The sequence below is a fragment of the Lentzea xerophila genome (assembly GCF_051094245.1).
Classification (GTDB): Bacteria; Actinomycetota; Actinomycetes; order Mycobacteriales; family Pseudonocardiaceae; genus Lentzea; species Lentzea xerophila.
This window is the reverse complement of the sequence record NZ_CP194934.1, coordinates 4839211-4861938: the sequence shown is the minus strand read 5'-3', so window position 1 is coordinate 4861938 and position 22728 is coordinate 4839211. Positions and strand designations below refer to the sequence as shown.

18 protein-coding genes and 1 pseudogene are annotated in these 22728 nt (G+C 69.2%); 6 read left to right on the top strand and 13 right to left on the bottom strand.

All coding sequences use genetic code 11. The annotated features are described in order from the left end of the window. Positions 1-11 precede the first annotated feature (11 nt). From ACRSBM_RS23235 to ACRSBM_RS23225, 3 genes are all read right to left on the bottom strand, one after another. Positions 12-362, bottom strand: coding sequence for an STAS domain-containing protein (locus tag ACRSBM_RS23235; RefSeq protein ID WP_434445934.1), 351 nt, complete (start codon positions 360-362; stop codon positions 12-14). 186 nt (positions 363-548) lie between these two features. Further along, on the bottom strand, positions 549-779 hold the full coding sequence (locus ACRSBM_RS23230; RefSeq protein WP_434445932.1) for a DUF6480 family protein: 231 nt from the start codon (positions 777-779) through the stop codon (positions 549-551). A 21-nt stretch (positions 780-800) separates the two neighbouring features. Further along, positions 801-1187, bottom strand: a complete 387-nt coding sequence (locus ACRSBM_RS23225; protein ID WP_434445930.1) for an ATP-binding protein — start codon at positions 1185-1187, stop codon at positions 801-803. A 134-nt stretch (positions 1188-1321) separates the two neighbouring features. Between ACRSBM_RS23225 and ACRSBM_RS23220 the strand changes: the two genes are divergently transcribed. Next, on the top strand, positions 1322-1669 hold the full coding sequence (locus ACRSBM_RS23220; protein ID WP_434445928.1) for an STAS domain-containing protein: 348 nt from the start codon (positions 1322-1324) through the stop codon (positions 1667-1669). Between the two features lie 399 nt (positions 1670-2068). Here ACRSBM_RS23220 and ACRSBM_RS23215 read toward each other — a convergent pair whose 3' ends face one another. Continuing rightward, positions 2069-6214 carry a HAMP domain-containing protein gene (locus tag ACRSBM_RS23215; protein ID WP_434445927.1) on the bottom strand — a complete coding sequence of 1382 codons (4146 nt, stop codon included), beginning with the start codon at positions 6212-6214 and terminating at the stop codon, positions 2069-2071. A 137-nt stretch (positions 6215-6351) separates the two neighbouring features. Between ACRSBM_RS23215 and ACRSBM_RS23210 the strand changes: the two genes are divergently transcribed. After that, a complete protein-coding gene (locus ACRSBM_RS23210; protein ID WP_434445925.1) occupies positions 6352-7737 on the top strand; it encodes a PP2C family protein-serine/threonine phosphatase in 1386 nt (461 codons plus the stop codon). 86 nt (positions 7738-7823) lie between these two features. Next, the gene (locus ACRSBM_RS23205) at positions 7824-9455 is read left to right on the top strand and encodes a PHP domain-containing protein (RefSeq protein ID WP_434445923.1); all 1632 of its coding nucleotides are present in this window, start codon (positions 7824-7826) and stop codon (positions 9453-9455) included. Here ACRSBM_RS23205 and ACRSBM_RS23200 read toward each other — a convergent pair. Beyond that, positions 9422-10222: pseudogene (locus ACRSBM_RS23200) on the bottom strand (helix-turn-helix transcriptional regulator); the annotation flags it as partial. The gene ACRSBM_RS23205 and the pseudogene ACRSBM_RS23200 sit on opposite strands and share 34 nt — an antisense overlap. Here ACRSBM_RS23200 and ACRSBM_RS23195 point away from each other — a divergent pair. After that, positions 10222-10803 carry a hypothetical protein gene (locus ACRSBM_RS23195; RefSeq protein WP_434445921.1) on the top strand — a complete coding sequence of 194 codons (582 nt, stop codon included), beginning with the start codon at positions 10222-10224 and terminating at the stop codon, positions 10801-10803. The pseudogene ACRSBM_RS23200 and the gene ACRSBM_RS23195 overlap by 1 nt on opposite strands. On the opposite strand, the gene ACRSBM_RS23190 is transcribed toward ACRSBM_RS23195, so the two are convergent. Then, a complete protein-coding gene (locus ACRSBM_RS23190; protein WP_434445920.1) occupies positions 10769-11380 on the bottom strand; it encodes an alpha-ketoglutarate-dependent dioxygenase AlkB in 612 nt (203 codons plus the stop codon). The two genes, ACRSBM_RS23195 and ACRSBM_RS23190, sit on opposite strands and share 35 nt — an antisense overlap. A gap of 26 nt (positions 11381-11406) precedes the next feature. Further along, positions 11407-11952 (bottom strand): TetR/AcrR family transcriptional regulator, encoded by a 546-nt coding sequence (locus ACRSBM_RS23185; protein ID WP_434445918.1) that lies wholly within the window; start codon positions 11950-11952, stop codon positions 11407-11409. Positions 11953-12001: 49 nt separating this feature from the next. Between ACRSBM_RS23185 and ACRSBM_RS23180 the strand changes: the two genes are divergently transcribed. Further along, positions 12002-13600 (top strand): AMP-dependent synthetase/ligase, encoded by a 1599-nt coding sequence (locus ACRSBM_RS23180; RefSeq protein WP_434445916.1) that lies wholly within the window; start codon positions 12002-12004, stop codon positions 13598-13600. Positions 13601-13653: 53 nt separating this feature from the next. Here ACRSBM_RS23180 and ACRSBM_RS23175 read toward each other — a convergent pair whose 3' ends face one another. The 6 genes from ACRSBM_RS23175 to ACRSBM_RS23150 all read right to left on the bottom strand — a co-directional run bounded on the left by ACRSBM_RS23175 (position 13654) and on the right by ACRSBM_RS23150 (position 21782). After that, a complete protein-coding gene (locus ACRSBM_RS23175) occupies positions 13654-14415 on the bottom strand; it encodes a DUF2382 domain-containing protein (RefSeq protein WP_434445915.1) in 762 nt (253 codons plus the stop codon). A gap of 231 nt (positions 14416-14646) precedes the next feature. Continuing rightward, positions 14647-16053 (bottom strand): transposase, encoded by a 1407-nt coding sequence (locus tag ACRSBM_RS23170; RefSeq protein WP_434445913.1) that lies wholly within the window; start codon positions 16051-16053, stop codon positions 14647-14649. A gap of 215 nt (positions 16054-16268) precedes the next feature. Beyond that, a complete protein-coding gene (ilvD, locus tag ACRSBM_RS23165; protein WP_434445911.1) occupies positions 16269-17957 on the bottom strand; it encodes a dihydroxy-acid dehydratase in 1689 nt (562 codons plus the stop codon). A gap of 19 nt (positions 17958-17976) precedes the next feature. Continuing rightward, on the bottom strand, positions 17977-19149 hold the full coding sequence (locus ACRSBM_RS23160; protein ID WP_434445909.1) for an alginate lyase family protein: 1173 nt from the start codon (positions 19147-19149) through the stop codon (positions 17977-17979). 154 nt (positions 19150-19303) lie between these two features. Then, on the bottom strand, positions 19304-20779 hold the full coding sequence (locus ACRSBM_RS23155) for a DUF1996 domain-containing protein (RefSeq protein WP_434445907.1): 1476 nt from the start codon (positions 20777-20779) through the stop codon (positions 19304-19306). Positions 20780-20873: 94 nt separating this feature from the next. Beyond that, positions 20874-21782, bottom strand: coding sequence for a DUF4142 domain-containing protein (locus ACRSBM_RS23150; RefSeq protein WP_434445905.1), 909 nt, complete (start codon positions 21780-21782; stop codon positions 20874-20876). A gap of 137 nt (positions 21783-21919) precedes the next feature. Between ACRSBM_RS23150 and ACRSBM_RS23145 the strand changes: the two genes are divergently transcribed. After that, positions 21920-22678 (top strand): SGNH/GDSL hydrolase family protein, encoded by a 759-nt coding sequence (locus ACRSBM_RS23145; protein WP_434445903.1) that lies wholly within the window; start codon positions 21920-21922, stop codon positions 22676-22678. Positions 22679-22728 lie beyond the last annotated feature (50 nt).

The following is a 22728-nucleotide window of genomic DNA, read 5'->3' as shown; positions in this document are numbered from 1 at the left end:
CGCGACTGGGACTAACAGCCGCTCAGAGCCGTCACCGCGTCGTCGACGTCGGTGAACAGCAGCAGAAGCTGGTCGACGGCCGTCATTTCCAAGGGACGCAACACGACTCTGTTGTCGCTGACGACGCCGAACTTGATGCCGAGCTCGTCGGCCTGGCGCTGGGTCTCCACCAGAGCGCGGATCCCCTCGGACCCGAAGAAGCGCACCTGCCGCAGGTCGACGACCAGGGCGGGCGGCTTGCGGTCGAGCAGTTCGGCGAGCCTGCTGGTCACCGGGGCGGACGACATCATGTCGATCTCGCCGGTGAGCGCGACGATCGGGATGGACTGGACGTAGGTAGTTCTCTGTCGAAGTGGGTTCATGAGGGCTCCCGTCCGAACCGACCGTACGCGCCTGCGGGCGGCGTTCACAACCTGAGCCGGCTTCCGCCAGGCCACGAGCGGCGTGGGCTGGACGGGAGAAACCGCTGGTAGAGGGGGAGCGCTGTGGCTGTGACCGGTCAGCTGCGAAAGCGCCACGTCGCGGGCCAGTTCGGGCGTTTCCGCGGCTTAGACGAGGAGGAACGCCTGCACGAGGAACATCGCCGCCACGAGCACCGCCACCACCACGATGATCCCGATCACGATGCCCGTGGTGGCCCGCCCGGGCGGCTTCGGTTCGTGGTGGGACAGGCCCGAGGTCTGCCCGGACTCAGGAGGCGTGTCTCCCGGCCGCACCCCGCCACCGGGCTCGAGGCCGGGCGTGCGTTGCGGGTCGGGGTCAGGAGGTGTGGCGGTCATACGGGGTCAGGTACCCCGTTTTCAGGCTTCTAGTTGCGCCCAGACCACTTTGCCGTCGTTCTGCGGCGTGGTGCCCCACCGCACGCTCAGCGCCTGCACGAGTTGCATCCCGCGCCCGCGTGCCGAACTGGGGTCCACCGGTCTGACCTGAGGCAGCCGCGACGACTCGTCGTGCACCTCGACGAGCATGCCGCCGGTCTTCCTGCTGACGGTGAGTGTGATCGGCCCCTCACCGTGATCGATGCCGTTCGACACGAGCTCCGTCACCACGAGCTGGGCGTCGTCGGTGAGGTCCTCCGGCAGCCCCCACGACGAAGCCGCGTCGCGCACCAGCTGACGTGCGCGAGCGCAGGACCCGCCCTCGGCGGTCAGGGTCACCCGCACCTCAGCCAGTGGGTCGTTCAACACACAGCGCATCGTCGCACATCCGGCGCGCCGTCCGGATCTTTCAGCCCCCCGGTGGTCGCATGGTCGGACGTCGTGCTGCACGATTTGGGTCGCACGAGTCGCACGAGTCGGGCGTGGCGGAAGGAACGGCGACGATGGAGCTCAACGTCGGCAGCGAGGTCCAGCGGGGGTGGCGCGTGGTCGCCGTCGCCGGTGAGCTGGACATCGATACCGTCCCCGTGCTGTCCGCACGGCTCGAGTCGGACGTCACCGGTGCTCACGCTGTGCTCGATCTTTCTGAGCTGCAGTTCATGGACTCGACCGGGCTGGCTTTGGTGCTGGATTGGCATCGGCGGTTGGCGGAGGGTGGGGGGCAGTTGCGCGTTGCTGCTGCTCAGGGGCCTGTTCGGCGGTTGTTCGAGTTGGCTGATGTGGCTGAGGTGCTGAGCTTGCACGAGTCGGTGGGGTTGGCTGTCCAGGAGTCGGTGGACACGGCTGGGTGATGGCCCTGATTGGGGCTTCGGACTGGCCTGCGCTGGGCACCGGTGGGTCGATTTTCGCGGGCGGGTTCCTGTTCCAGCGGAGGGGTCGCCTGCCGTGCGCGATATCGCCTTGCTTTGGTGGTCGCCTGATGTTGCTTTACCGGGCCGGGTCATTTCATCGCCGCTTCGCGACGATTGCGATTGGGGCTTGACTTCGGGGCCCTTGCGAGATGCTTTCTCGGCCTAAAAAGGCCGGGAATAAGGAGACCGGCCGTTCCCTTCAACGGTAGCATCTCGCACCCAAAGTCAAGCCCCAATCGCGCGGTGGTTGCGTCATTACCGCCGCTCAGCGGGACTTGGCGGTCGCCTCGGCTTCGCCATTGGCGCTGTATGGGTGGCTCGGCTTCGCCTTTGCCTGGGTTAGGCCTCGGCGGATACGCCCAGGTAGTAGGCGATCAGGCGGATTAGGTGTTCCGTGTCCACTGGTTTCGTGACGTAGTCGGTGGCGCCTGATGCCAGGGACTTTTCGCGGTCGCCCTTCATCGCCTTGGCGGTTACCGCGATCACCGGTAGGTCGGCGTAGCGTTCCATTGCCCGGATTGCCGAGATGGTCGCGTTGCCGTCCAGTTCGGGCATCATGATGTCCATCAGGACGATGGCCACGTCGTCGTATTGTTCCAGAGCCCGTACGCCCGTTATTCCGTTGTCGGCGTAAATGGCTTCCAGGCCGTGCAGTTCCAGGACGCTTGTCAGGGCGAAGACGTTTCGCAGGTCGTCGTCGACGACCAGGACCTTTTCGCCGTGGAAGCGGATTGCGCCTGAGGCTGCCAGTACTGGGGCCGGGGTGACGATCGGGGTTGGTTCCGGGAGGACGATCGTGTCCGTGACGACCTTGCCCAGGGGGAGGCAGAGGGTGAAGGTCGAGCCGATGCTCGGCTCGGATCGGACTCGGAGGACGCCGTTCAGGAGTTGGGCCAGTTCCCGGCTGATCGAGAGGCCGAGGCCGGTGCCGCCGTACTTGCGGGACGTGGTGCCGTCCGCCTGTTGGAAGGCCTCGAAGATGACCGCGAGTTTTTCGGCTGGGATGCCGATGCCGGTGTCGTGCACGTCGAACGCCACTGTGGACGGGTCGTCCATGCGTACGTGCAGGCGGATGCCGCCGTCGTGGGTGAACTTCACCGCGTTGGAGAGCAGGTTGCGCAGGATCTGCTGGAGGCGGTGCTCGTCGGTGTGGAGGGTGTCCGGGACGTTGGGGTCGACTCGGACGGAGAACTCCAGGTTCTTCTCCGCCGTCAGCGGGAGGCAGAGGGTTTCGACGTAGCGGACCAGTTCGTCCAGGTGTACCGGGTCCTCGTGGACCGTCATGTGGCCCGCCTCGACCTTGGTGAGGTCGAGGATGTCGTTGATGAGCTGCAGGAGGTCGGAGCCGGACGAGTGGATCGTGCGGGCGAACTCGACCTGTTTGGGGTTGAGGTTGCCGTCCAGGTTGTCGGCCAGCAGCTTGGCCAGGATCAGCAGCGAGTTGAGAGGCGTCCTGAGCTCGTGGGACATGTTCGCCATGAACTCGGACTTGTACTTCGAGGCGGTCTGGAGCTGGCGGGCGCGGTCTTCCAGCTCCTCGGAACCGGCCCTGAGTTCCGTGGTGAGGCGCTGGGACTCGACCAGGAGGGCGTCGGTGCGGGAGTTGGCGAGCATCGTGTTCACGTTGACACCGATGGCCTCCTTGAGCTGGTCCAGGAGGTCGAGGTGGACGTCGGTGAACTCGTTGAGCGAAGCCAGTTCGATCACGCCGAGGGTCTCGCCCTGGAACAGGATCGGGAGGATCACCAGGTTGACCGGGGCCGACTCGCCGAGGGCGGAGGACACGGTCAGGTAGTCGCCGGGGACGTCGGTGACCAGGATGGTCTTCTTCTCGAGGGCTGACTGGCCGACGAGCGTCTCGCCCATGGCGACTCGGGTGGCACGGGCGGCGTCCAGGCGGAAGCCGTAGGTGGCGGTGAGCTCCAGGGTCTGCTTGGAGTCGTCTTCCTCGATCTGGAAGAACGCGCCGTGGTGGGCGCTGACCAGCGGCGTCAGCTCGCTCATGATCAACGAGGCCAGGGCGCGCAGGTCGCGGTGGCCCTGCATGAGGCCGGACAGGCGGGCCAGGTTCGTCTTGAGCCAGTACTGCTCGCGGTTGGCCCTGGTCGTTTCCTTCAGGTTCGCGATCATCTGGTTGACGTTGTCCTTGAGCTCGGCGAGCTCTCCGGACGCGTCGACGGTGATCTGCCTGGTCAGGTCGCCCGCGGTCACGGCGGTGGCGACCGCGGCGATCGCGCGGACCTGGGTGGTCAGGTTCGAGGCGAGCTGGTTGACGTTGTCGGTCAGCTTCGACCACGTGCCCGCCACGCCGTCCACCTCGGCCTGGCCGCCGAGCTTGCCCTCGGTGCCGACCTCGCGGGCGACGCGGGTGACCTCGTCGGCGAACGAGGAGAGCTGGTCGACCATCGTGTTGATCGTGGTCTTGAGCTCGAGGATCTCGCCGCGGGCCGAGACGTCGATCTTCTTCGTCAGGTCGCCCTGCGCGACGGCGGTGGTGACCTGGGCGATGTTGCGGACCTGGTTGGTCAGGTTGTCCGCCATGAAGTTCACCGAGTCGGTGAGGTCCTTCCACGTGCCGGCGACGCCGGACACGCGCGCCTGGCCGCCCAGGATGCCCTCGGTGCCGACCTCGCGGGCGACGCGGGTGACCTCGTCGCCGAACGCGCGCAGCGTGTCGACCATGCCGTTCAGGGTCTCGGCGAGGGCCGCGACCTCGCCCTTCGCCTCGACGGTGATCTTCTTCGAGAGGTCACCGTTCGCGACGGCGGTGGCGACGGCGGCGATGTTGCGGACCTGGTTGGTCAGGTTGTCCGCCATCAGGTTGACGTTGTCGGTCAGGTCCTTCCACGTGCCGGCGACGCCCTGCACGCGGGCCTGGCCGCCCAGCCGGCCGTCGGTGCCGACCTCGCGGGCGACGCGGGTGACCTCCTCGGCGAACGAGCTGAGCTGGTCGACCATCGTGTTCAGGGTCGACTTCAGTTCGAGGATCTCGCCGCGGGCGTCGACCGTGATCTTCTGCGAGAGGTCGCCGTTCGCGACGGCCGTGGCGACGTGGGCGATGTTGCGGACCTGGTTGGTCAGGTTGTTCGCCATGAAGTTGACGTTGTCGGTGAGGTCGCGCCAGGTGCCGGCGACACCGGGGACCTGCGCCTGACCGCCGAGCCTGCCCTCGGTGCCGACCTCGCGGGCGACGCGGGTGGCCTCGTCGGCGAACGAGCTGAGCTGGTCGACCATCGTGTTGATCGTGGTCTTGAGCTCCAGGATCTCTCCGCGGGCGTCGGCGGTGATCTTCTGGGTCAGGTCGCCCCGCGCGATGGCGGTGGTGACCGAGGCGATGTTGCGGACCTGGGTCGTCAGGTTGTTCGCCATGACGTTCACCGACTCGGTCAGGTCGCGCCAGGTACCGGCGACGCCGGGCACCTGCGCCTGACCGCCCAGGCGGCCGTCCGAACCGACCTCGCGGGCGACGCGGGTGACCTCGTCGGCGAACGAGGAGAGCTGGTCCACCATCGTGTTGATCGTCGACTTGAGCTCCAGGATCTCGCCGCGCGCGTCGACGGTGATCTTCTGGGTGAGGTCGCCGAGCGCCACGGCGGTCGTGACCTGGGCGATGTTGCGGACCTGGGTCGTCAGGTTGTCCGCCATGAAGTTCACGTTGTCGGTCAGGTCGCGCCAGGTGCCCGCGACGCCGGGCACCTTCGCCTGGCCGCCGAGCTTGCCGTCCGTGCCGACCTCGCGGGCGACGCGGGTGACCTCGTCGGCGAACGAGCTGAGCTGGTCGACCATCGTGTTCAGCGTGTTCTTGAGCTCCAGCATCTCGCCGGAGACGTCGACCGTGATCTTCTGGGTCAGGTCGCCGTTCGCGACCGCCGTCGCGACCTGGGCGATGTTGCGGACCTGGTTGGTCAGGTTGTTCGCCATCGAGTTGACGTTGTCGGTCAGGTCGCGCCAGGTGCCCGCCACGCCAGGGACCTTCGCCTGACCGCCCAGGCGGCCGTCGGTGCCGACCTCGCGGGCGACGCGGGTGACCTCGTCGGCGAAGCTCGACAGCTGGTCCACCAGGCCGTTCACCGTCGAGCCGAGCGTCGCGAACTCACCGCGCAGCGTCTGGTCCGACATGCGCTTGGTCAGGTCGCCCTCGGCGACGGCGGCGAGCACGCGGCTCAGCTCGCTCGTCGGCCGCATCAGGTCCTCGACCAGGCCGTTCACCGAGTCGGCGATCAGCGACCAGCCACCGGCGGTGCCCGCGGGCGCCACCCGTTCGGTCAGCCGGCCCTCCTGGCCGACGGCCTGCCGGACGCGGCCCAGCTCACCGGCCAGCCACTGGTTGCGCTCCGCGATCTCGTTGAACACGTCCGCGAGCGCGGAGACGGGCCCGTGCCCGGGCACCACCAACCTGCGGCGGAAGTTGCCGTCACGCAGGTCTCTCATGGCGGAGAGAACCCGTTCGAGGGTCGCGTCCGTCTCTTCGTTGGCCGTGGTCACTCCAAGCCTCCGTGCCTCGGTGGTCGCAGCCAAGCCTGCCACGTTAGGTTGGAAGCGAGGTAACTTGATGCCGCGATGCACGCCAACTACCCGCAGGAGGCCGTGATGATTCGGCCGAGTGCGCAGGACAACAGCGGATGAGCAGCGCCGTGGGCATCGACCTCGACGGCTGGCAGCGCCTGGTGGACGGGCTGCGCGAAGCCGTCTTCGTCGTGGACCCGGCCGGGCTGGTGCGCGTCCGCAACGCCGCGGCCGCCGCCCGGTTCCCCCGCCTGGGCCTCGGCGGGCACTTCGACGTGCACGTCGCCGGCCGTCAGCACGACCTCGGCGACGGCTGGAGTGCCTGGTACTTCACGGACTCCACGCTCGACCACGCGCATCTGCGGCTCGCCGGCGGCACGTCGCGGGAAGTCACGCTGAGGACGATCGTGCAGCTCGCCGCGGAACTGCTGGGCGAGCACTGCGTCGCCGTGGTGCCCGCCACGCGTGACCGGCTCGAATGGTGGCGCTGCGGTGGCGGCGAACCGACGATGGTGCGCACGCCTCGCCGGGCCTCCGAGATCTCCGAGATCCTGACCGGCACGTCGACCTTGACGAAGATCACCTCATTGGGTGAAGGCAACTGGGGCGTGCCGGATGACTTCGGCTGCGCCCTGGCGGTGCCGCTGGGCGTCGGCGGCGCACTGGTCGTGCTGCGGCGGGGTGACTTCGCGCCGAACGACATCGAGCGCGTCAAGCTGTTCGGCAAGCACGCCGCCGTGGCGCTGGAATCGTCGTCGAAGCTGACCGAGCAGCAACGGACGATCGACATCCTCCGCTCGGCGCTGCTGCCGCTGCCGTTGCCCGAGGTGCGGGGCGTGACGATGGCGTCGGTGTTCATCCCGGCCCACCAGCGCGCGCTGGTCGGCGGCGACTTCTACGACGTGCACCCGCGCACGGACGGCTCGGCGACGTTCGCGCTGGGCGACGTCTGCGGCCACGGCCTGGAAGCCGCGGTCCACAGTGGACGTGTCCGGCAGTCGCTGCAGGCCCTGTCACTGGTCGAGACGAACCCGGTGCGGCTGCTGCACCTGCTGAACACCTCGTTGCGCGCCACCGGCTCGAAGCTCTTCACCACGCTCGTCGTGGGTGAGCTGGTGCCGCTGGCGGCCGGGGGAGCGCGGCTGTCGCTCGCCTCCGGCGGGCACCCCGTACCGCTGGTCCTGCGCGCCGACGGCAGCGTGCAGGAGGTGAGCACCACCGGTGCGATCGTCGGGATTCTGGCCGACGTCCGGTTCTCCGGCGAGCAGGTGACGCTCGAACCGGGGGACACGCTGGTGCTGTACTCCGACGGGTTCACCGAGGCTCGCGCGCACACCGATCGCACGGAGCTGTTCGGCGAACAACGGCTGCGGGCGGTGCTCAAGGACTGCAAAGGGCTGTCGGCGGAGGAGATCGCGCGGCACTGCGAGGAGGCCGTGCTCAAGTGGCTGGACAGCGACGACCACGACGACCTCGCGCTGTTGGCCGTTCAGGCCCAATGACCCAGATGCTGTGAATGAACGTCCCGGTACAAGGGTTCATCGTCCGTTCGTTTGCCACGACAGGTTGACGGGCTGGGATCATGCCCATGTCGCACTCATACGATCACCCACACGGTGATCACGCGCACCACCACCACGAGGTAGAGCCGGTCGAGGGCAGCTGGCTCGACCCCGAGGACGACCGGCCGTCGTCGGTCGAACGCCGCAGGTTCCTCGCGGGCCTGGGCATCGCGGCCGGTGCCGTCGGCGTCGCCGCCGCCGGTACGGGCAAGGCCGAGGCGCACGTCCCCGTCAACCCGTGGGGCGGCGGCGACCGCTGGTACGCGGGCGACCACCACATCCACACGCAGTACTCCGACGACGGCCAGTACACGATCTCGCAGCAGGTCGAAAAGGCCCGCGAGTTCGGGCTCGACTGGGTCGTGATCACCGACCACGGCGGCCCCGCGCACCAGAAGTTCTCGATCGACCAGGTCACGCCCGACATCGAGCGTGCCCGTCGTGCGCACCGTGACGTGCTGGTCTACCAGGGCCTGGAGTGGAACATCCCCGGCGCGGAGCACGCCACCGTGTTCCTGCCGCCCGGCAAGCACACCGTCGACATCCTCAAGGCCTTCGAGCTGTCCTACGACGGCCGCATCGCCGGCAACACCGAGCCGCTCGCGCTGGCCGCGTTGCGGTACCTGGAGGCGCAGGTCCTTTCCGGACGGACCGAGATCGCCCTGATGTTCGCGAACCACCCGTCCCGACGAGGCGTCGACAGCCCGCACGAGCTGCGCGGCTGGCGGGACGCGGCCCCCGGCGTCGCGGTCGGCATGGAGGGCGCGCCCGGTCACCAGGCCGCCGGCATCCCCAAGTCCGCGGGCGGACCCGGCCGTGCGCGCGGCTACTACGACACGGCCGCCCCGCTGCCGGAGTCGTTCCCCGCCTACCCGCCGGAGTCCTACCGCACCCACGGCGGCTTCGACTGGATGACCGCGCAGGTCGGCGGCCTGTGGGACTCGATGCTCGCCGAGGGCCGTCCGTGGTGGATCACCGCGAACTCGGACGTGCACCAGGTCTTCGGCGACACCCTGACGCCCGGCAGGCAGGACCACGCCACGACGGGGTCGAAGGGCGCTCCGATCGACTCGGGCGTCCGGCAGAACGGGTACGGCGACTTCTTCCCCGGCCAGTACGGCGCGAACGTCGTGGGTGCCCGGTCGCGGTCCTATGTGGACGTGATGCGCGGGCTGCAGGCGGGCAAGGTGCTGACCGTGCACGGCCGGTTGGTCGACGGCCTGGAGCTGCGCGTGCGCTCGCGGGACGACCTGCGCGGCGTGACGCTGGGCGGGCGGACGTTCGTGCGCCGCGGCGGCGACGTCGAGGTCACCATCGAGATCGACCGGACGGAGGAGCCCAACTGGTCGGGTTCGGTGCCCGTGCTGGCGAAGGTCGACCTGATCTCCGGTCCGGTGACCGGTCCGTCGGCCGACCGGGACCTGTTCGTGGCACCGGGGACCGCGGTTGTGAAGACGTTCGAGCCGCCGCGTCGCGGGAAGATCGCGTTCTCGTACACGTTCAAGAACGTCGAGCGGTCGTTCTACCTGCGGCTGCGGGGTAGCGACGGCAGGCGGCTGACGTCCGCGGGTGACCCCGTGATCGACGAGATCGCGAACTCCGACCCGTGGGCCGACCTCTGGTTCTACGCCAACCCGGTGTTCGTCGACGTGATCTGAGTGCCGACGACCGACAGCAGCCGCAGCTTCTCGTGGCTCTCGCTGCCCGGGGTCGCGGTGTAGACCAGCAGGAGGTGGGTCTGAACGGGGTCGAGCAGCGTCTGGCAGCGCAGCTCCAGCCGGCCGACGGCGGGGTGGACGTAGCGCTTGACCTCGTTCGGGCGGATGCCGACCTCGTGGGCCTCCCACACGGTCCGGAACTCCTCGCTCTCGGCGAGGAGCAGGTCGGCGTGCTGCGCCGCGCGGGAGCCGGGGCCGCGCCGGGTGAGGGCCTCGCGCAGGCCGGAGGCGAACATCCGGCCCAGGAACTCGTGGTCGGCGGGGTCGTACAGCGCCCGGCAGGCCGGGTCGGTGAACCAGCGGTAGCCGAGGCTCCTGGCCGGTCCGGTGTTCCGGGTCGCGTCACCGGTGAGCGCGACGCCGAGTGGTGTCTGGCGCAGTGTCTCGCCGAGCTCGGTGACGATCTCGGCAGGGGTGTCCTCCAGCCGGTCGAAGATGCGCGCGAGGCCGGGGCTGACGTGCTCGCTGATCGAGCCGCGGCTCGGCGGGCCGTGGCCGGCCAGCCGGAACAGGTGGTCGCGCTCGTCCAGCGACAGGTGCAGGCCCTGGGCGATCGCGGCGATCATCTGCGGGGACGGATGCGGCCCGCGTTCCTGTTCCAGGCGCGCGTAGTAGTCGGCGGACATGGTGCACAGCGCGGCGACCTCCTCGCGGCGCAGGCCACCGGTCCTGCGGCGCGGTCCACGCCGGGGACCGACGTCCTCGGGTGGCGGACGTACTGCATCGCGCCGAGGGCTACGCGACGGCGCTGGGGCGGCGGCTCGGGCCGTTGCTGCGGATCGGCGACACCGAGGGCGGCGCGCACTACTCGCCGCGGATGATGAACTGGGAACGCTCGTACAACGGCGGCAAGGCCTACAGCCAGTCGAAGATCGCGTTCGGTCTCTTCGGGCTCGAGCTCGCCCGGCGCAGCGAGGCGGGCGGCTGGGGCATCACGAGCAACCTCGCCCACCCCGGAGTGGCTCCCACCAACCTGCTCGCCGCCCGGCCGGAGGTCGGTCGCGCCACCGACACGGTGGGCGTGCGCGTGATCAGGGCCCTGTCCAGCCGGGGCATCGTCGTCGGCACCGTCGAGTCCGCCCAGCTGCCGGCCCTGTACGCCGCGACGTCGCCGGACACGGAGCCGGGCAGGCTCTACGGTCCGAGCGGCATCGGCCACCTGGGCGGCCCGCCCGCCGAGCACGCCCACTACAGCCGTCTGCGCGGCGCCGACGAGGCCCAGCGGGTGTGGCAGGTGCCGGAGGAGCTCGTCGCTACCGGACTCCGCGCGGGCGGAACTGGACGCTGATCCTCGGGCCCACGACCTTCGAGGTCTTCGGGACGGCGTGCTCCCAGGTGCGCTGGCAGGAGCCGCCCATCACCAGCAGGTCGCCGTGCCCCAGCGCGTACTTGTGCGTCTCGCCACCACCACCGCGCGGCCGCAGCAGCAGGGCGCGGGGAGTGCCGACGCTGAGGATCGCGACCATCGTGTCCTCGGTCTGGCCGCGGCCGATCGTGTCGCCGTGCCACGCCACGCTGTCCCGGCCGTCGCGGTAGTAGCAGAGCCCCGCGGTCGTGAACGGTTCCCGCAGCTCGGCCAGGTAGTGGTCGCTGAGGGTATCGCGGGCCGTGGTGAGGACGTCGAACGGCAGCGCGCCCGCGTAGAAGCAGAGCAGACGCGGCACGTCGACCACGCTGTCGTACATCTGGCGGCGTTCGGCGCGCCACGGCACCTCGTCGACGAGCCGGTCGAACAGCGCGTCGGCGCCGGCGAGCCAGCCCGGCTGGACGTCGATCCAGGCGCCGTCGCCGAGTTCGGTGCGGCGCGGGGCGAGCGGGGCCAGCTCCGGCTCCGTCTCCAGGTCGAACAGTGAACCCTGGCGCATGGCCGCAGCATAATCGAACGTGTGTTCTAAGGTGAAGGCCGCAGCACGGCCCAGACGGCGTCCGCGACGAGCTCGCGCGCCTCGGCCAGGTCGAACACGCCCAGCAGGAACCGGCGGACCGACTCGTGGGCCGGCCCCATCGCGACGGGCTCCAGGGCCCACGGCGGGACCGCGCGCAGTTCGCCGGAGGCCATGCGCGCTCCGAACCACGCCAGCACCGGCGCGAACTCCGCCTGCTTGGCCGCCGGGTCGGCGTGGTCGGGTGCGGCGTAGAGGAAGCGGGCGCGGCTCGGGTTCGCCATGACCCAGTCGAGGTAGCTCAACGTCAGGGCTCGCACGGCGTCGCGGGCCGGCCGTGCGTCCAGGGCGGGCAGCATCGCCGCCACGCAGCGGGCGTAGCTGTCGGCGTAGAGCTGGGCGAAGACGCCCGCGCGGCTGCCGAAGTGGTGGTAGATGCTGCCGTTCGACATGCCGGATCGCTCGGTCAGTGCTGCGATCGTCACGGCGTCCAGGCCGCCTTCCTCGACGAGCTTCAGTGCCGCGTCGAGGAGGGGCTGTCGTCGGTCGGCCATGCGGATTAGAGTAGCGCTCTGGAGCGACGCTCCAGAGAAGGGGAGAGCAATGGCGCTGTCGATTCCCGGTCTGCTGCGGGACAGGGTGGCACGCACGCCCGACGCCGAGGCGATGCGGTACCGCGGTGACGGCGGCTGGGCCTCGCTCACGTGGGCCGAGCTGCAGCGACGTGTGGCGCGCGAGGCGTTCGGGCTGCGGGAGCGGGGGCTGCGCAAGGGCGACCGCGTGGCCTTGATGGGTCCCACCAGCATCGAGTGGATCATCACCGACCTGGCCGTGCTCGCCGCCGGTGGTGCCACCACCACGATCTACCCGAACAGCACCAGGGCCGAGGTCGCGCACATCGTCGGCGACTCCGGCAGCCGGATCGTGGTCGTGGCGACCGACGAGCACGCGGCCATCATGCCCGCCGGCGTGGAGGTGCTGCGGTTCGGCGCGGTTCCCGCGGCCGACGGCGACTACGACGCGCTGATCGACGAGATCAGGGCCGGCGACCTCGCGACGTTGATCTACACGTCGGGCACGACCGGCACGCCCAAGGGCGTCGAGCTGACGCACGACAACTGGCTGACGACGGCGGAGGCCATCGCGTCGCTGGGCATTCTCCAGCCGACGGACTTGCACTTCCTCTGGCTGCCGCTCTCGCACGCGTTCGGCAAGGTGCTCACGATGGCGATGATCGCCGCGGGCGTGCCGACCGCCGTCGACGGCAGCGTCGACCGGATCGTGGACAACCTCGGCGAGCTCAGGCCGTCGATCGTCGCCGCCGCGCCGCGCATCTTCGAGAAGATCCACGGCCGGATCGTCGCGGGGGCGCGGGAGAAGGGCGGGATCACCGAGAAGATCTTCCGCTGGGCCGACCGCGAGCACGGACCGGCGACGCGCTGGCTCGCGGATCGCCTGGTGTACCGCAAGTTGCGCGACCGGGTCGGCGGGCGGATCCGGTACTTCGTGTCGGGCTCGGCGCCGCTCGCGCCCGAGATCGCGGAGTTCTTCCAGCGCGCCGGCATCACGATCCTGGAGGGCTACGGGCTCACCGAGTCGTCCGCGGCGACGTTCTTCAACCGGCCGGACATGATCCGGATCGGCACCGTCGGACCGCCGATCCCCGGCATGGAGGTCAAGATCGCCGACGACGGCGAGGTGCTGCTCTCCGGGCCCGGCGTCATGCGCGGCTACCACAACCGGCCGGACGCCACGGCCGAGGCGCTGGCCGACGGCTGGCTGCACACCGGCGACATCGGCGAGCTCGACGACGCGGGCCGGTTGAAGATCACCGACCGCAAGAAGGAGCTGATCAAGACCTCGGGCGGCAAGTACGTGGCGCCCACGCGGATCGAGAGCATGATCAACGCCGCGTCGCCGTACATCAGCAACGTGATCGTGCACGGCGACCGCCGCAAGTACTGCGTCGCGCTCGTGACGCTCGACCCGGACACGGCGAAGGGTCTCGCGAACGCGGAGGAAGAGGTCGGCAACGCGATCGAGACCGTCAACGCGCAGCTCGCCCGGCACGAGACGATCAAACGCTTCGCCGTGCTGGAGCACGACTTCAGCGTCGAGGACGGGTTGCTGACCGCGTCGCTCAAGCCGCGCCGCCGCGAGATCGAGAAGCGGTACTCCGACGTGCTGGACGGCCTGTACTGACGCGGAACCGCCCACCGGCGGAAGGTTGGTGGGCGGTTGCGCCGTGCGTTGGTTCAGCGGCGGCCGCGCGGGTCGTCGTCGCGGTCGACGTCGACGCGTTCCTTGCGGACCTCGCCCTTGACGTCCCTCTGCTCGGTGACGGCGTCCTTCTCCAGCCGGACCCGTTCCACCGCTTCCGTGCGCTTCTGCACCACCGGTTCCTCGCGGTGCAGCGTGACCTCCGCCTGCTCGTCGGCGAACGCCTTGCCCGTCCGGTCCGCGTCGCCCCGCACGGGCTCGCGGACCACCCGGACCTCCTCGTGCGTCACCGGTACGGTGACGTTGCGCTGCTCGGTGACCGTGTGCTTGACCAGCCGCACCCGGCCGGCGTCGACGTTGCGGGTGCCGACCTCGAGCTTCTCCTCCGAGAGCGTCACCTCGGCCGCGTCGTCCTTCGCGCGCCCGCGCTGCCCGGTGGTGCGCCTGCCGCCGAGCCGGTCGTGCTCACCGGTCTTGGCCTTCGGGATCATCCCGTAGTGCCGGTAGAGCGCTTCCTGGTCCGCGTCCGACATGTGGTCGTCGACGGTCTGTACTTCCGGCGCGTCCTTCACCTGCTCCTTCGCGACGGGGACGGTGATCGCGCCGCCCGCCACCTGACCCTGCTGGATCGGGACGAAACTCTGCCTCATCCCGAACAGTCCGGTGTGGACCTCGGCCCACATCGGCTCGCCGGTGCCGTCCTCGAGCCACACCTGCTTGACCGAACCGATCTTCTCACCATGGTTGTCGATCACGTCGCAGTCGTACAAGGCCTCAACGTGCGTCTGACCGATCATCGCACTGTCCCTCCCGCGGTCGCTGTCGCTTGCGAACGCGAGGTACCCACCGCTGCGGGGTTACTCGCGGGTGTCCTCCAAGCGGGTGACCGTGGCTCTGCGCGGTTCAGCCGACCGGGTGACGCCCGAGGCGATCAGTCACAGACCGCCCCGCGAGACCGCTGTGAGGTTGATGAGGGGAGCTTTCATAAACCTCAGGTTTATCTGGTGTTTTAACCTCAGGTGAGCTCTTTAGCGGGCCGTCGCGTCAGCGGCGGCTCGTTTCTTGTTGTGTGTCTTGGGTTTGGGTGAGCTGGGGTGTTTGCGGGTCACGGGGTGGCGGGGTGCGGGTGTGGAGGTGCGTCCGGGTGGGCGGCCGGGGCCGGGCTGGGAGGGTTTGCGGGACTTGGCCGGGGTGTCCAGCTCGGGCTGAAGTATCCGAAATCCGCGTTTGACCCGTAGCGGGGACATCAGGCCCGCGCGTTCCCAGGGCAGGCGGTGGTCTGCGACGAGGTCGCGGGCGGCGTGCAGGTGGGTGTAGGAGGCGGCGATCAGCCAGCTCCATCGTTCGGCCTGTTCGGGGGTGCGCAGCCTCGGTGCGGTCCAGCCGAGGTGCTGTTTGATGAACCGGAACAGGTGCTCGATGTGGAAGCGGCGCAGGTAGGCCCGCCAGAGCCGGTCCAGGTCGAACGAGCCGCCCGGTCCGGTCCAGAAAAGCCAGATCGGTTTCTCGTCCGGTGCCGCGGAGTGGATGCGGATCACGCTGCCGCGCACGATCTCCCGTGCCTTGCCTGGGTGCGGGGTCCGGCCGGGTTCGTCGAGTTTCTTGGAGTGCCGCGGGTGCAGGCCGTGCCAGGCCAGTACCGACAGCTCGTGCCGGCGGCCCCGGTCCGGCCGGGGTGGCACGATCCTGATCTCGTCGGGCTCGGGCCAGCTGGCCATCTCCGGCAGTTTCATCGCCGGTCCGTGCACCGGCGGCCGGCCGCGAGCCCCGGCCCGGCGCGGGGGCGGGTCGGTGCGCATCACCGAGTCCGACCGCACCCGGATCAGCATCTGCACCGGCAGTCCGGCCAGCTGCCGGCCGATCCAGGACGCACTGTAGTCACCGTCCAGACACACCACCGGCACGTGCGGCCGGTCGGCGGGCAACCGGTCGAGCAGGGACCTGATCTGGGTCACCGCGACCGCGTGATGGTTGTCATCGGGGCCGATCCGGGCCAGGTCGACCGGCGGCGCCCACGACGAGTGCTCGCTGTTGGTGGCGGCCAGCCACTGAAACCACCAGCCCTCGGTCACCGGTGCCCGCCGGTCACGCCGGTCCTTGGCCGCGTCGTAGTTCAGCGTCCGGCCAGGGCTGGTGACCGCGCCTGGACGGGGCCACTGCGAACAGTCCAGCGCGAACACCAGCGGATCGGCCACGTCCGCGGAGCCGATCACCAGCCGGGTCAACGTCCGCGCGAGCCCCTGGGTGTCGACCCGGCCATGCTTCAACGCCTTGTAGACGCTGCCGTGCCCGCGTCGCAGCGGCGTCTCCAACGTCAGCCACGGCACCGACGACGGCCGCTGCGGACTCACCAGCAACGCGTCCACCAGCTCGAACAACGTGTCCCGCCACGCGCCGAAACAGTCATAGAGCTCGCGCCGGAACCGTTGCAGCACCCGGACTTGGGCACTCAGACCTTGATCAGGCACACTAGGAGACACGGCCACCACTTGTCATGATCGAGTTCTTTGGACGGAACCCGAAGATGATCAAGCGGTGGCCGTGCCTATGTCAAAGATCAGGAGCCTCCTGGTTAAAACACCAGGTTTATGAAAGCTCCCCTCATCAACGTTGTCTCGCGGGACCGCGGGCCGGATCAGGCGTGAGCGGCCTAGTCGCAGACCGCCCCACGTGACGCCGAACCGACGAGCTTGGCGTACTTGGCGAGCACGCCGCGTTGGTAGCGCGGGGGCAGCGGCGCCCAGCCGTCGCGGCGGCCGTCCAGGTCCGCGTCCACGTCGAGCGTGCCGGCGGCGACGTTCAGCGTGATCCGGTCGCCGTCCCGCACGAACGCGATGGGCCCGCCGTCGACCGCCTCCGGTGCCACGTGCCCGACGCACAGTCCCGTGGTGCCGCCGGAGAACCGGCCGTCGGTGAGCAGCAGGACGTCCTTGCCGAGGCCCGCGCCCTTGATCGCCGCGGTGATGGCGAGCATCTCGCGCATGCCCGGCCCGCCCTTCGGACCCTCGTAGCGGATCACCACGACGTCGCCGGCGGTGATCGTGCCGTCCTCCAGCGCGTCCATCGCGGCGCGCTCGCGGTCGAAGACGCGCGCGGTGCCGGTGAAGACGTCCGAGTCGAAGCCGGCCGACTTGACCACGGCGCCGTCGGGGGCCAGGGATCCGCGCAGGATCGTGATGCCGCCGGTGTGGTGGATGGGCTTGTCGAGCGCCCGCAGGACGAGTCCGTCCGGGTCCGGCGGCGCGATGTCGGCGAGGTTCTCGGCGACCGTGCGGCCGGTGACGGTGAGGCAGTCGCCGTGCAGCAGACCGGCGTCCAGCAGCGCCTTCATCACCACGGGCACGCCGCCGATGCGGTCGACGTCCGTCATCACGTGCCGCCCGAACGGCTTCACGTCCGCGAGGTGCGGCACGCGCGCGCCGATGCGGCTGAAGTCGTCCAGCGTCAGGTCGACGCCGGCCTCGTGCGCGATCGCGAGCAGGTGTAGCACCGCGTTCGTGGAGCCGCCGAACGCCATCACGACCGCGATCGCGTTCTCGAACGCCTCGCGCGTCATGATCTGCCGCGCCGTGATGCCCTTGCGGAGCATCTCGACCACGGCCTGGCCGGAGCGCCGCGCGAACCCGTCGCGGCGGCGGTCGGTCGCCGGGGGAGCGGCGCTGCCGGGCAGCGACATGCCGAGCGCCTCGGCCGCGCTGGCCATGGTGTTCGCGGTGTACATGCCACCGCACGCGCCCTCGCCGGGGCAGATCGCGCGCTCGATCAGGTCGACGTCCTCGCGGCTCATCAGGCCGCGCGCGCAGGCCCCGACGGCCTCGAACGCGTCGATGATCGTGACTTCCTTCTCGGTGCCGTCGGTCAGCGTGACCCGGCCGGGCAGGATCGACCCGGCGTAGAGGAACACGCTGGCGAGGTCGAGCCGTGCCGCCGCCATCAGCATGCCCGGCAGCGACTTGTCGCAGCCGGCGAGCAGCACCGAGCCGTCCAGCCGCTCGGCCTGCATCACCGTCTCGACGCTGTCGGCGATCACCTCGCGCGAGACCAGCGAGAAGTGCATGCCCTCGTGGCCCATCGAGATGCCGTCCGACACCGAGATCGTGCCGAACTCGAGCGGATACCCGCCCGCCGCGTGCACGCCGTCCTTCGACGCCTTCGCGAGGCGGTCCAGCGACAGGTTGCACGGCGTGATCTCGTTCCACGACGAGGCGACGCCGATCTGCGGCTTCTCCCAGTCCTCGTCACCCATGCCGACGGCCCGGAGCATGCCGCGCGCGGCGGTGCGCTCCAGGCCGTCGGTCACGTCGCGGCTGCGTGGCTTCACGTCCGGTGTCTCGGTCATGAAGGCACGCTAGTACCTCTCAGGCGGGGTTGGCCGCGTGGGTGAGCGTCTCCCAGGCGATGAACAGGTTGTCGGTCCCCTGTGGACGCTGGCTCTCGGTGTAGCGCTGGGTGTTCGTCATCGCGATGCCCAGCCGGGTGTGCAGGGCGTTGAAGCTGACCTCGGAGGTCGGCCCGAGCTCACGGGAGTACGAACCGCCGCACAGCCAGGACGGCACCGGTTCGCCGTTCTGGTACTTCGTGTGCAGGCCCCACGCGTGGCGCATCCGTTCCCGGATCTCGCCCCAGATGTCCTGGCCCTGGTGCCGCGCGGTCTCGGCGAAGTGCGCCGCGGCCGCGAGCCCGTAGGCGGTGTGCGCGAAGTCCCGGCAGGTCTCCTGGGTGAGGCCGTCGACGAACGTGGACTGGTTGTGCCAGTAGGAGATGATCTCGGCCCTGGTGTCGATGCCACTGCCCGGCGGCGTCCTCGGCAGCGTGCCGTCGGTCTTCAGGTAGATGAACGCCTGGATGCGGGTACGGAAGATGCCGACGGCCTTGTCGTACGCGGCCCTGTCCTCCAGGAACACCGCGATGCCGAGCGACGCCTCCATCATGCTGAGTTCCCAGTTGCCGTTCGTGTTCGCGCGGCCGTTCTGGATCTCGGGCAGGTAGACGTTCCGCAGCATGGTGCCGAACCTGGCGCTGTTCGGCCAGTTGCCGTACACGTGCTTGATGATCTCCGCCGCCTTCGGCCAGCTGCTGGCCGACCACGCCGTCTGCAGCGGGGCGTTGGAGTTGGTGTGGTCGCGGATCGTGGCCGACCAGGCGTCCATGATCCCGATCGCCTTGGCCGCGTACCTGTTGTCGCGCGTGACGTACCAGGCGAGGGAGAGGGTGTAGGCGGCGATGGCGTCTTCGCGTTCGTCGGTGCAGCCGTGGTTCGGGTTGGAGTAGGACCCGCACTCCACGACGGCGCGCGGCTTCGGCGTGCGGTTCAGGTCGGCGTACTTCGACGCCATCATGCGGTCGTAGGCGAGTTTCCACGGCTGGGCGCCGGCCAGGACCTTGGCGCGCACGAAGTCCAGCTGTGGGCGGGAGACCCCGACTCCGGGGTGGACGAACGTCGCCGGTGCCGCCGAGGCGGGCTGACCGGCGACCGGTACCAGCAGGGATGCCAGCAGTGCGATCAGGACCGTGCAGGAACGGGTGACCATGCGGTCAGTGTTGGTGGTCTATACCTTTGTGGTCAATCATTCCGGTACAAGGTTCACGCTGGTGAACAAATGTGCTGTCGCACAACGAGAATCCCCTGGTGCGCGGGAGGTGCACCAGGGGATTTCGCCTATCTGAACAGCATGCTCGTCAGCGTCACTCGCGGCACTTGCGGCCCGAGTTCACGCAGTTGACCAGGCGGTTCATGATCTTCTGCGACATCACGTTCGCGAAGTCGTCGTGGTCGGTGAGCGGGTTGTGCTCCTCCTCCGGGAAGGAGTCGACCAGGTACCGGCCGTCCTTCTGGACGTCCAGCGGGATGTTGTAGGTCAGCGAGATGCGCAGCTGGGGAACGGCCTTGAAGCCCCTCTTGCACTTGCCGTTCTGGTCGGGGAACAGGATGTGGTCGCGGTGGTTCGCGGAGTCGATGTTCTTGCCGTCCCAGCAGCTCGGGAAGTCGTGGATGCGCTTGACCTTCGAGCCCTGCGGGCAGATCGGGTACTTGTCCATCAGGACCTTGTCCTCGAAGCCGGTGCAGGTCCACGAGGCCTTGGCGTTCTTCGGGCCGTTCTGACCGGCCTTGGCGTCGCCGTACAGGACGCGGAGGAACTTCGGCATCGCCACGACCCTGCCGGTCGGGCTGCCGCGGAACGTCAGGTCGACGACGGCCGGGCGCTGGATCTCGCCCTCGTTGCCCTCGAGCTCGTTCTCCGCGTTCTCCTCGGCGTTGTTCTGGTTCTTCTTGTTCTCGGTGCCCTCGGCCTGGGCGGCGTCGCTGTTCTCGCCGCCGTTGTCGAGGCCCTGCTCGCCCTGCGCCTGGTCCTTCACCGCGCAGGCGGCGGCGGGGTTCAGGTCGGGAGCCTGCTTGCCCTGGCGGCTGAACGCCAGCATCATCCGGTTCAGGATGGCCGCGCGCTTCTCGCGCGTCGGGCCGACGATGATGTTGTCGCGGTCCTGGGCCCTGGTGGAGTCGACCTTCTTCTCGGCTTCCTCGGTCACCTTCTCGATGTTCTCGAGCTCGCGGTCGATCTCCGGCTGGGCGGCCTCCGGCACGTCCTCGGGGAGCAGGGAGGCGACGTCGGGGCACTCGAGGCGGGCAGCGGCCTTGTCGGCCTTGTCCTTCTCCTGCTGTGCCTTGTCGTCCTTCTTCGGCGGCGCCTCTTCCTGGCCCTCGCCGGCCTCCGCCCCTTCCTCCTCCTCGTCGATGATGCGCACGACGGGCCAGAAGTAGGCGGACTTGTCACCGTTCTTGCAGGTCGTTCCGGCCCGCTGCAGCGACTTGTTGTTGGAGTCCGCGTTCGTGGACAGGTTGCCGACGTAGTCGTGCAGGTGCTGGGCACCGTTGCGGACACCGGGCTGCGCGATGAAGTTGTCCGGGTTGAAGTGCCCGTTCTCGTTGCGGCCGCAGTCGACGGTGAACGTGCCCGTGGTCGCGTCGTTCTCGGCCCTTGGTTTCCTGACGTTCGGCTTCACCTTGGTGATGTCGACGAACAAGCTCTTGTCCGCACCGTCGGCGAGCGCGGCGCCATCAGAAGAACTGATGGCCACCACCGCGGCGCCGCCAGCGACCACGGCCATCGCCGCCGCGGCGGCGGTGAGCCAGATCGTGGATTTCCTCCGGTGAATAGCCATTTGCCACCTCGTGGTAGTCCGATAAAACGGCATGGTGAAGCTGACGGCGGTATGGGCCGCTATCTTCGGGTTGAACCTGGGTGTGCGGTTTTTCCTAGTACGAACGAGATTTCCGCCGTGTTTTCTTCGATCGGGATATCATTCGCATCCCCACCAGCGCGAGCGCGAGCACCGCTATCGCGCCGAAGAAGACACCGTTGTTGTCACCGAACACGCCTTGCTCGGCGGTGCGGGTGAACCTGGTGCCCTCCGGCACGGTCGGGATGACGCCGTCGGTCGGGTTCGCCGTCGCGTCCGCCTGCTGGTCGCCGGTCACGTCCGGTGTTCCGGCGCTGGGGGCGGCGTTGGTCGGCGGGGCGAGTGGTTGTGGTGACTCCAGTCCGGCGAAGTCGACGCGACCCGTGTCCTCGAGCACCTTCATGTGGTCGAACACGGTGATCATCGCTTGCGTGGAGAGGATGCGGATGAGCTCGTTCTTGGTGCCCGCCCGGATCTGCGCGGAATAGGCGTAGACCTTGCCGTGCGCCGCGCGGAGCCGGTTGGCGAAGACGGCGTCGAACTCGTCGCCGGTCGCCGCGTCCATCTCGGCGAGCCAGCCCTTCTGCTCGTCGGAGGCCTCCGTGGGCAACGTGTGGCCGAGCAGGACGCCCGCCCGGTTCACCACGTTGTCCAGCAGCGTGTGCCCCTCGATGAGGTGCTTGCAGGCTTCCTGGATCTTGGGCTGGTCCGGCCGTTTGGCCTTGCCCATGTCGCCCGCGGGCTTCTCCCACAGCCCGGCCTGCTTGACCCGGTTCATGAAGTCCCGGTCGGCGGGTCCGAGCGGCCCCCACTGCGTCTGCACGACCTCGTCGCCCGTCCCGCCGCTGCCGGGCGGAGGGGTGGAGATGGGGGTCGACGGTGTGGTGGTCGCGGGCTGGCCGATCGCGCTCCCGGTGGTGAGCAGCATGGCCAGCGCACAGCCGGCCAGCGCGACCATCAGTCGCGTCGGCTTTGCCAAGTCCATGGGGAGTCGCACGAACGGGGATACGGCTCGCGGTGCGGAGCCGCCTCAGTTCGAGACCCCGGCGTTATCGAAACGTTATCGACGAGGCCGCAACCCCGCGGGAACCCGCGTCAAATGCCCGACATAAGGTCGTGAGCATGAGCAAGCGTTTTGTGGCGTTGGGAGACTCGTTCACCGAGGGAGTGGGCGATGACGACGCCGGCCGTCCGAACGGGGTGCGCGGCTGGGCGGACCGCGTCGCCGACGTGCTGGGGGCGGCGGATCCCGAGTTCGCCTACGCCAACCTGGCCGTGCGCGGCCGGTTGCTGCCGCAGGTACTGGGTGGGCAGCTGGAGCGCGCTCTCGCCATGAAGCCGGACCTCGTCTCGCTCTACGCGGGCGGAAACGACCTCATGCGACCGAAGGTGGACATCGACGGGTTGATGCGCCGGTACCGCGCGGCGGTGGCACGCCTGGACAACGCGGGCGCGCGCGTCATCCTCTTCACGGGTGTCGACGGCGCCGACGACCCGGTGTTCCGCAAGATGCGCGGCCGCGTGGCCATCTACAACGAGCACGTGCGCGCGATCGCCGCCGACCACTCGTGCGTGCTGGTCGACATGTGGGGGATGCGTCAGCTGCGTGATCGTCGCATGTGGTCCGCCGACCGGCTGCACCTCAACTCGCTCGGGCACACCGAGGTCGCCATCTCGGTGCTGGAAGGTCTCGGTGTCCCGCACGCGCTGGAGCGGGCCCTGCTCGGTGTCGCCCCGCTGGCCGACCGCCGCGTCCGGCGCGCGGAGGACTGGAAGTGGGCTCGCGAGCACGTCGTGCCGTGGGTGATGCGCCGGGTGCGCGGGGAGTCCTCCGGGGACGTGATCCGGCCTCGTCGTCCGGAGCTGCTGCCGCCGTCATAGGTAGAACGTGTTCCTCGGCGCAGCCTCGTCTAACGAGTCAACTCCGCTTT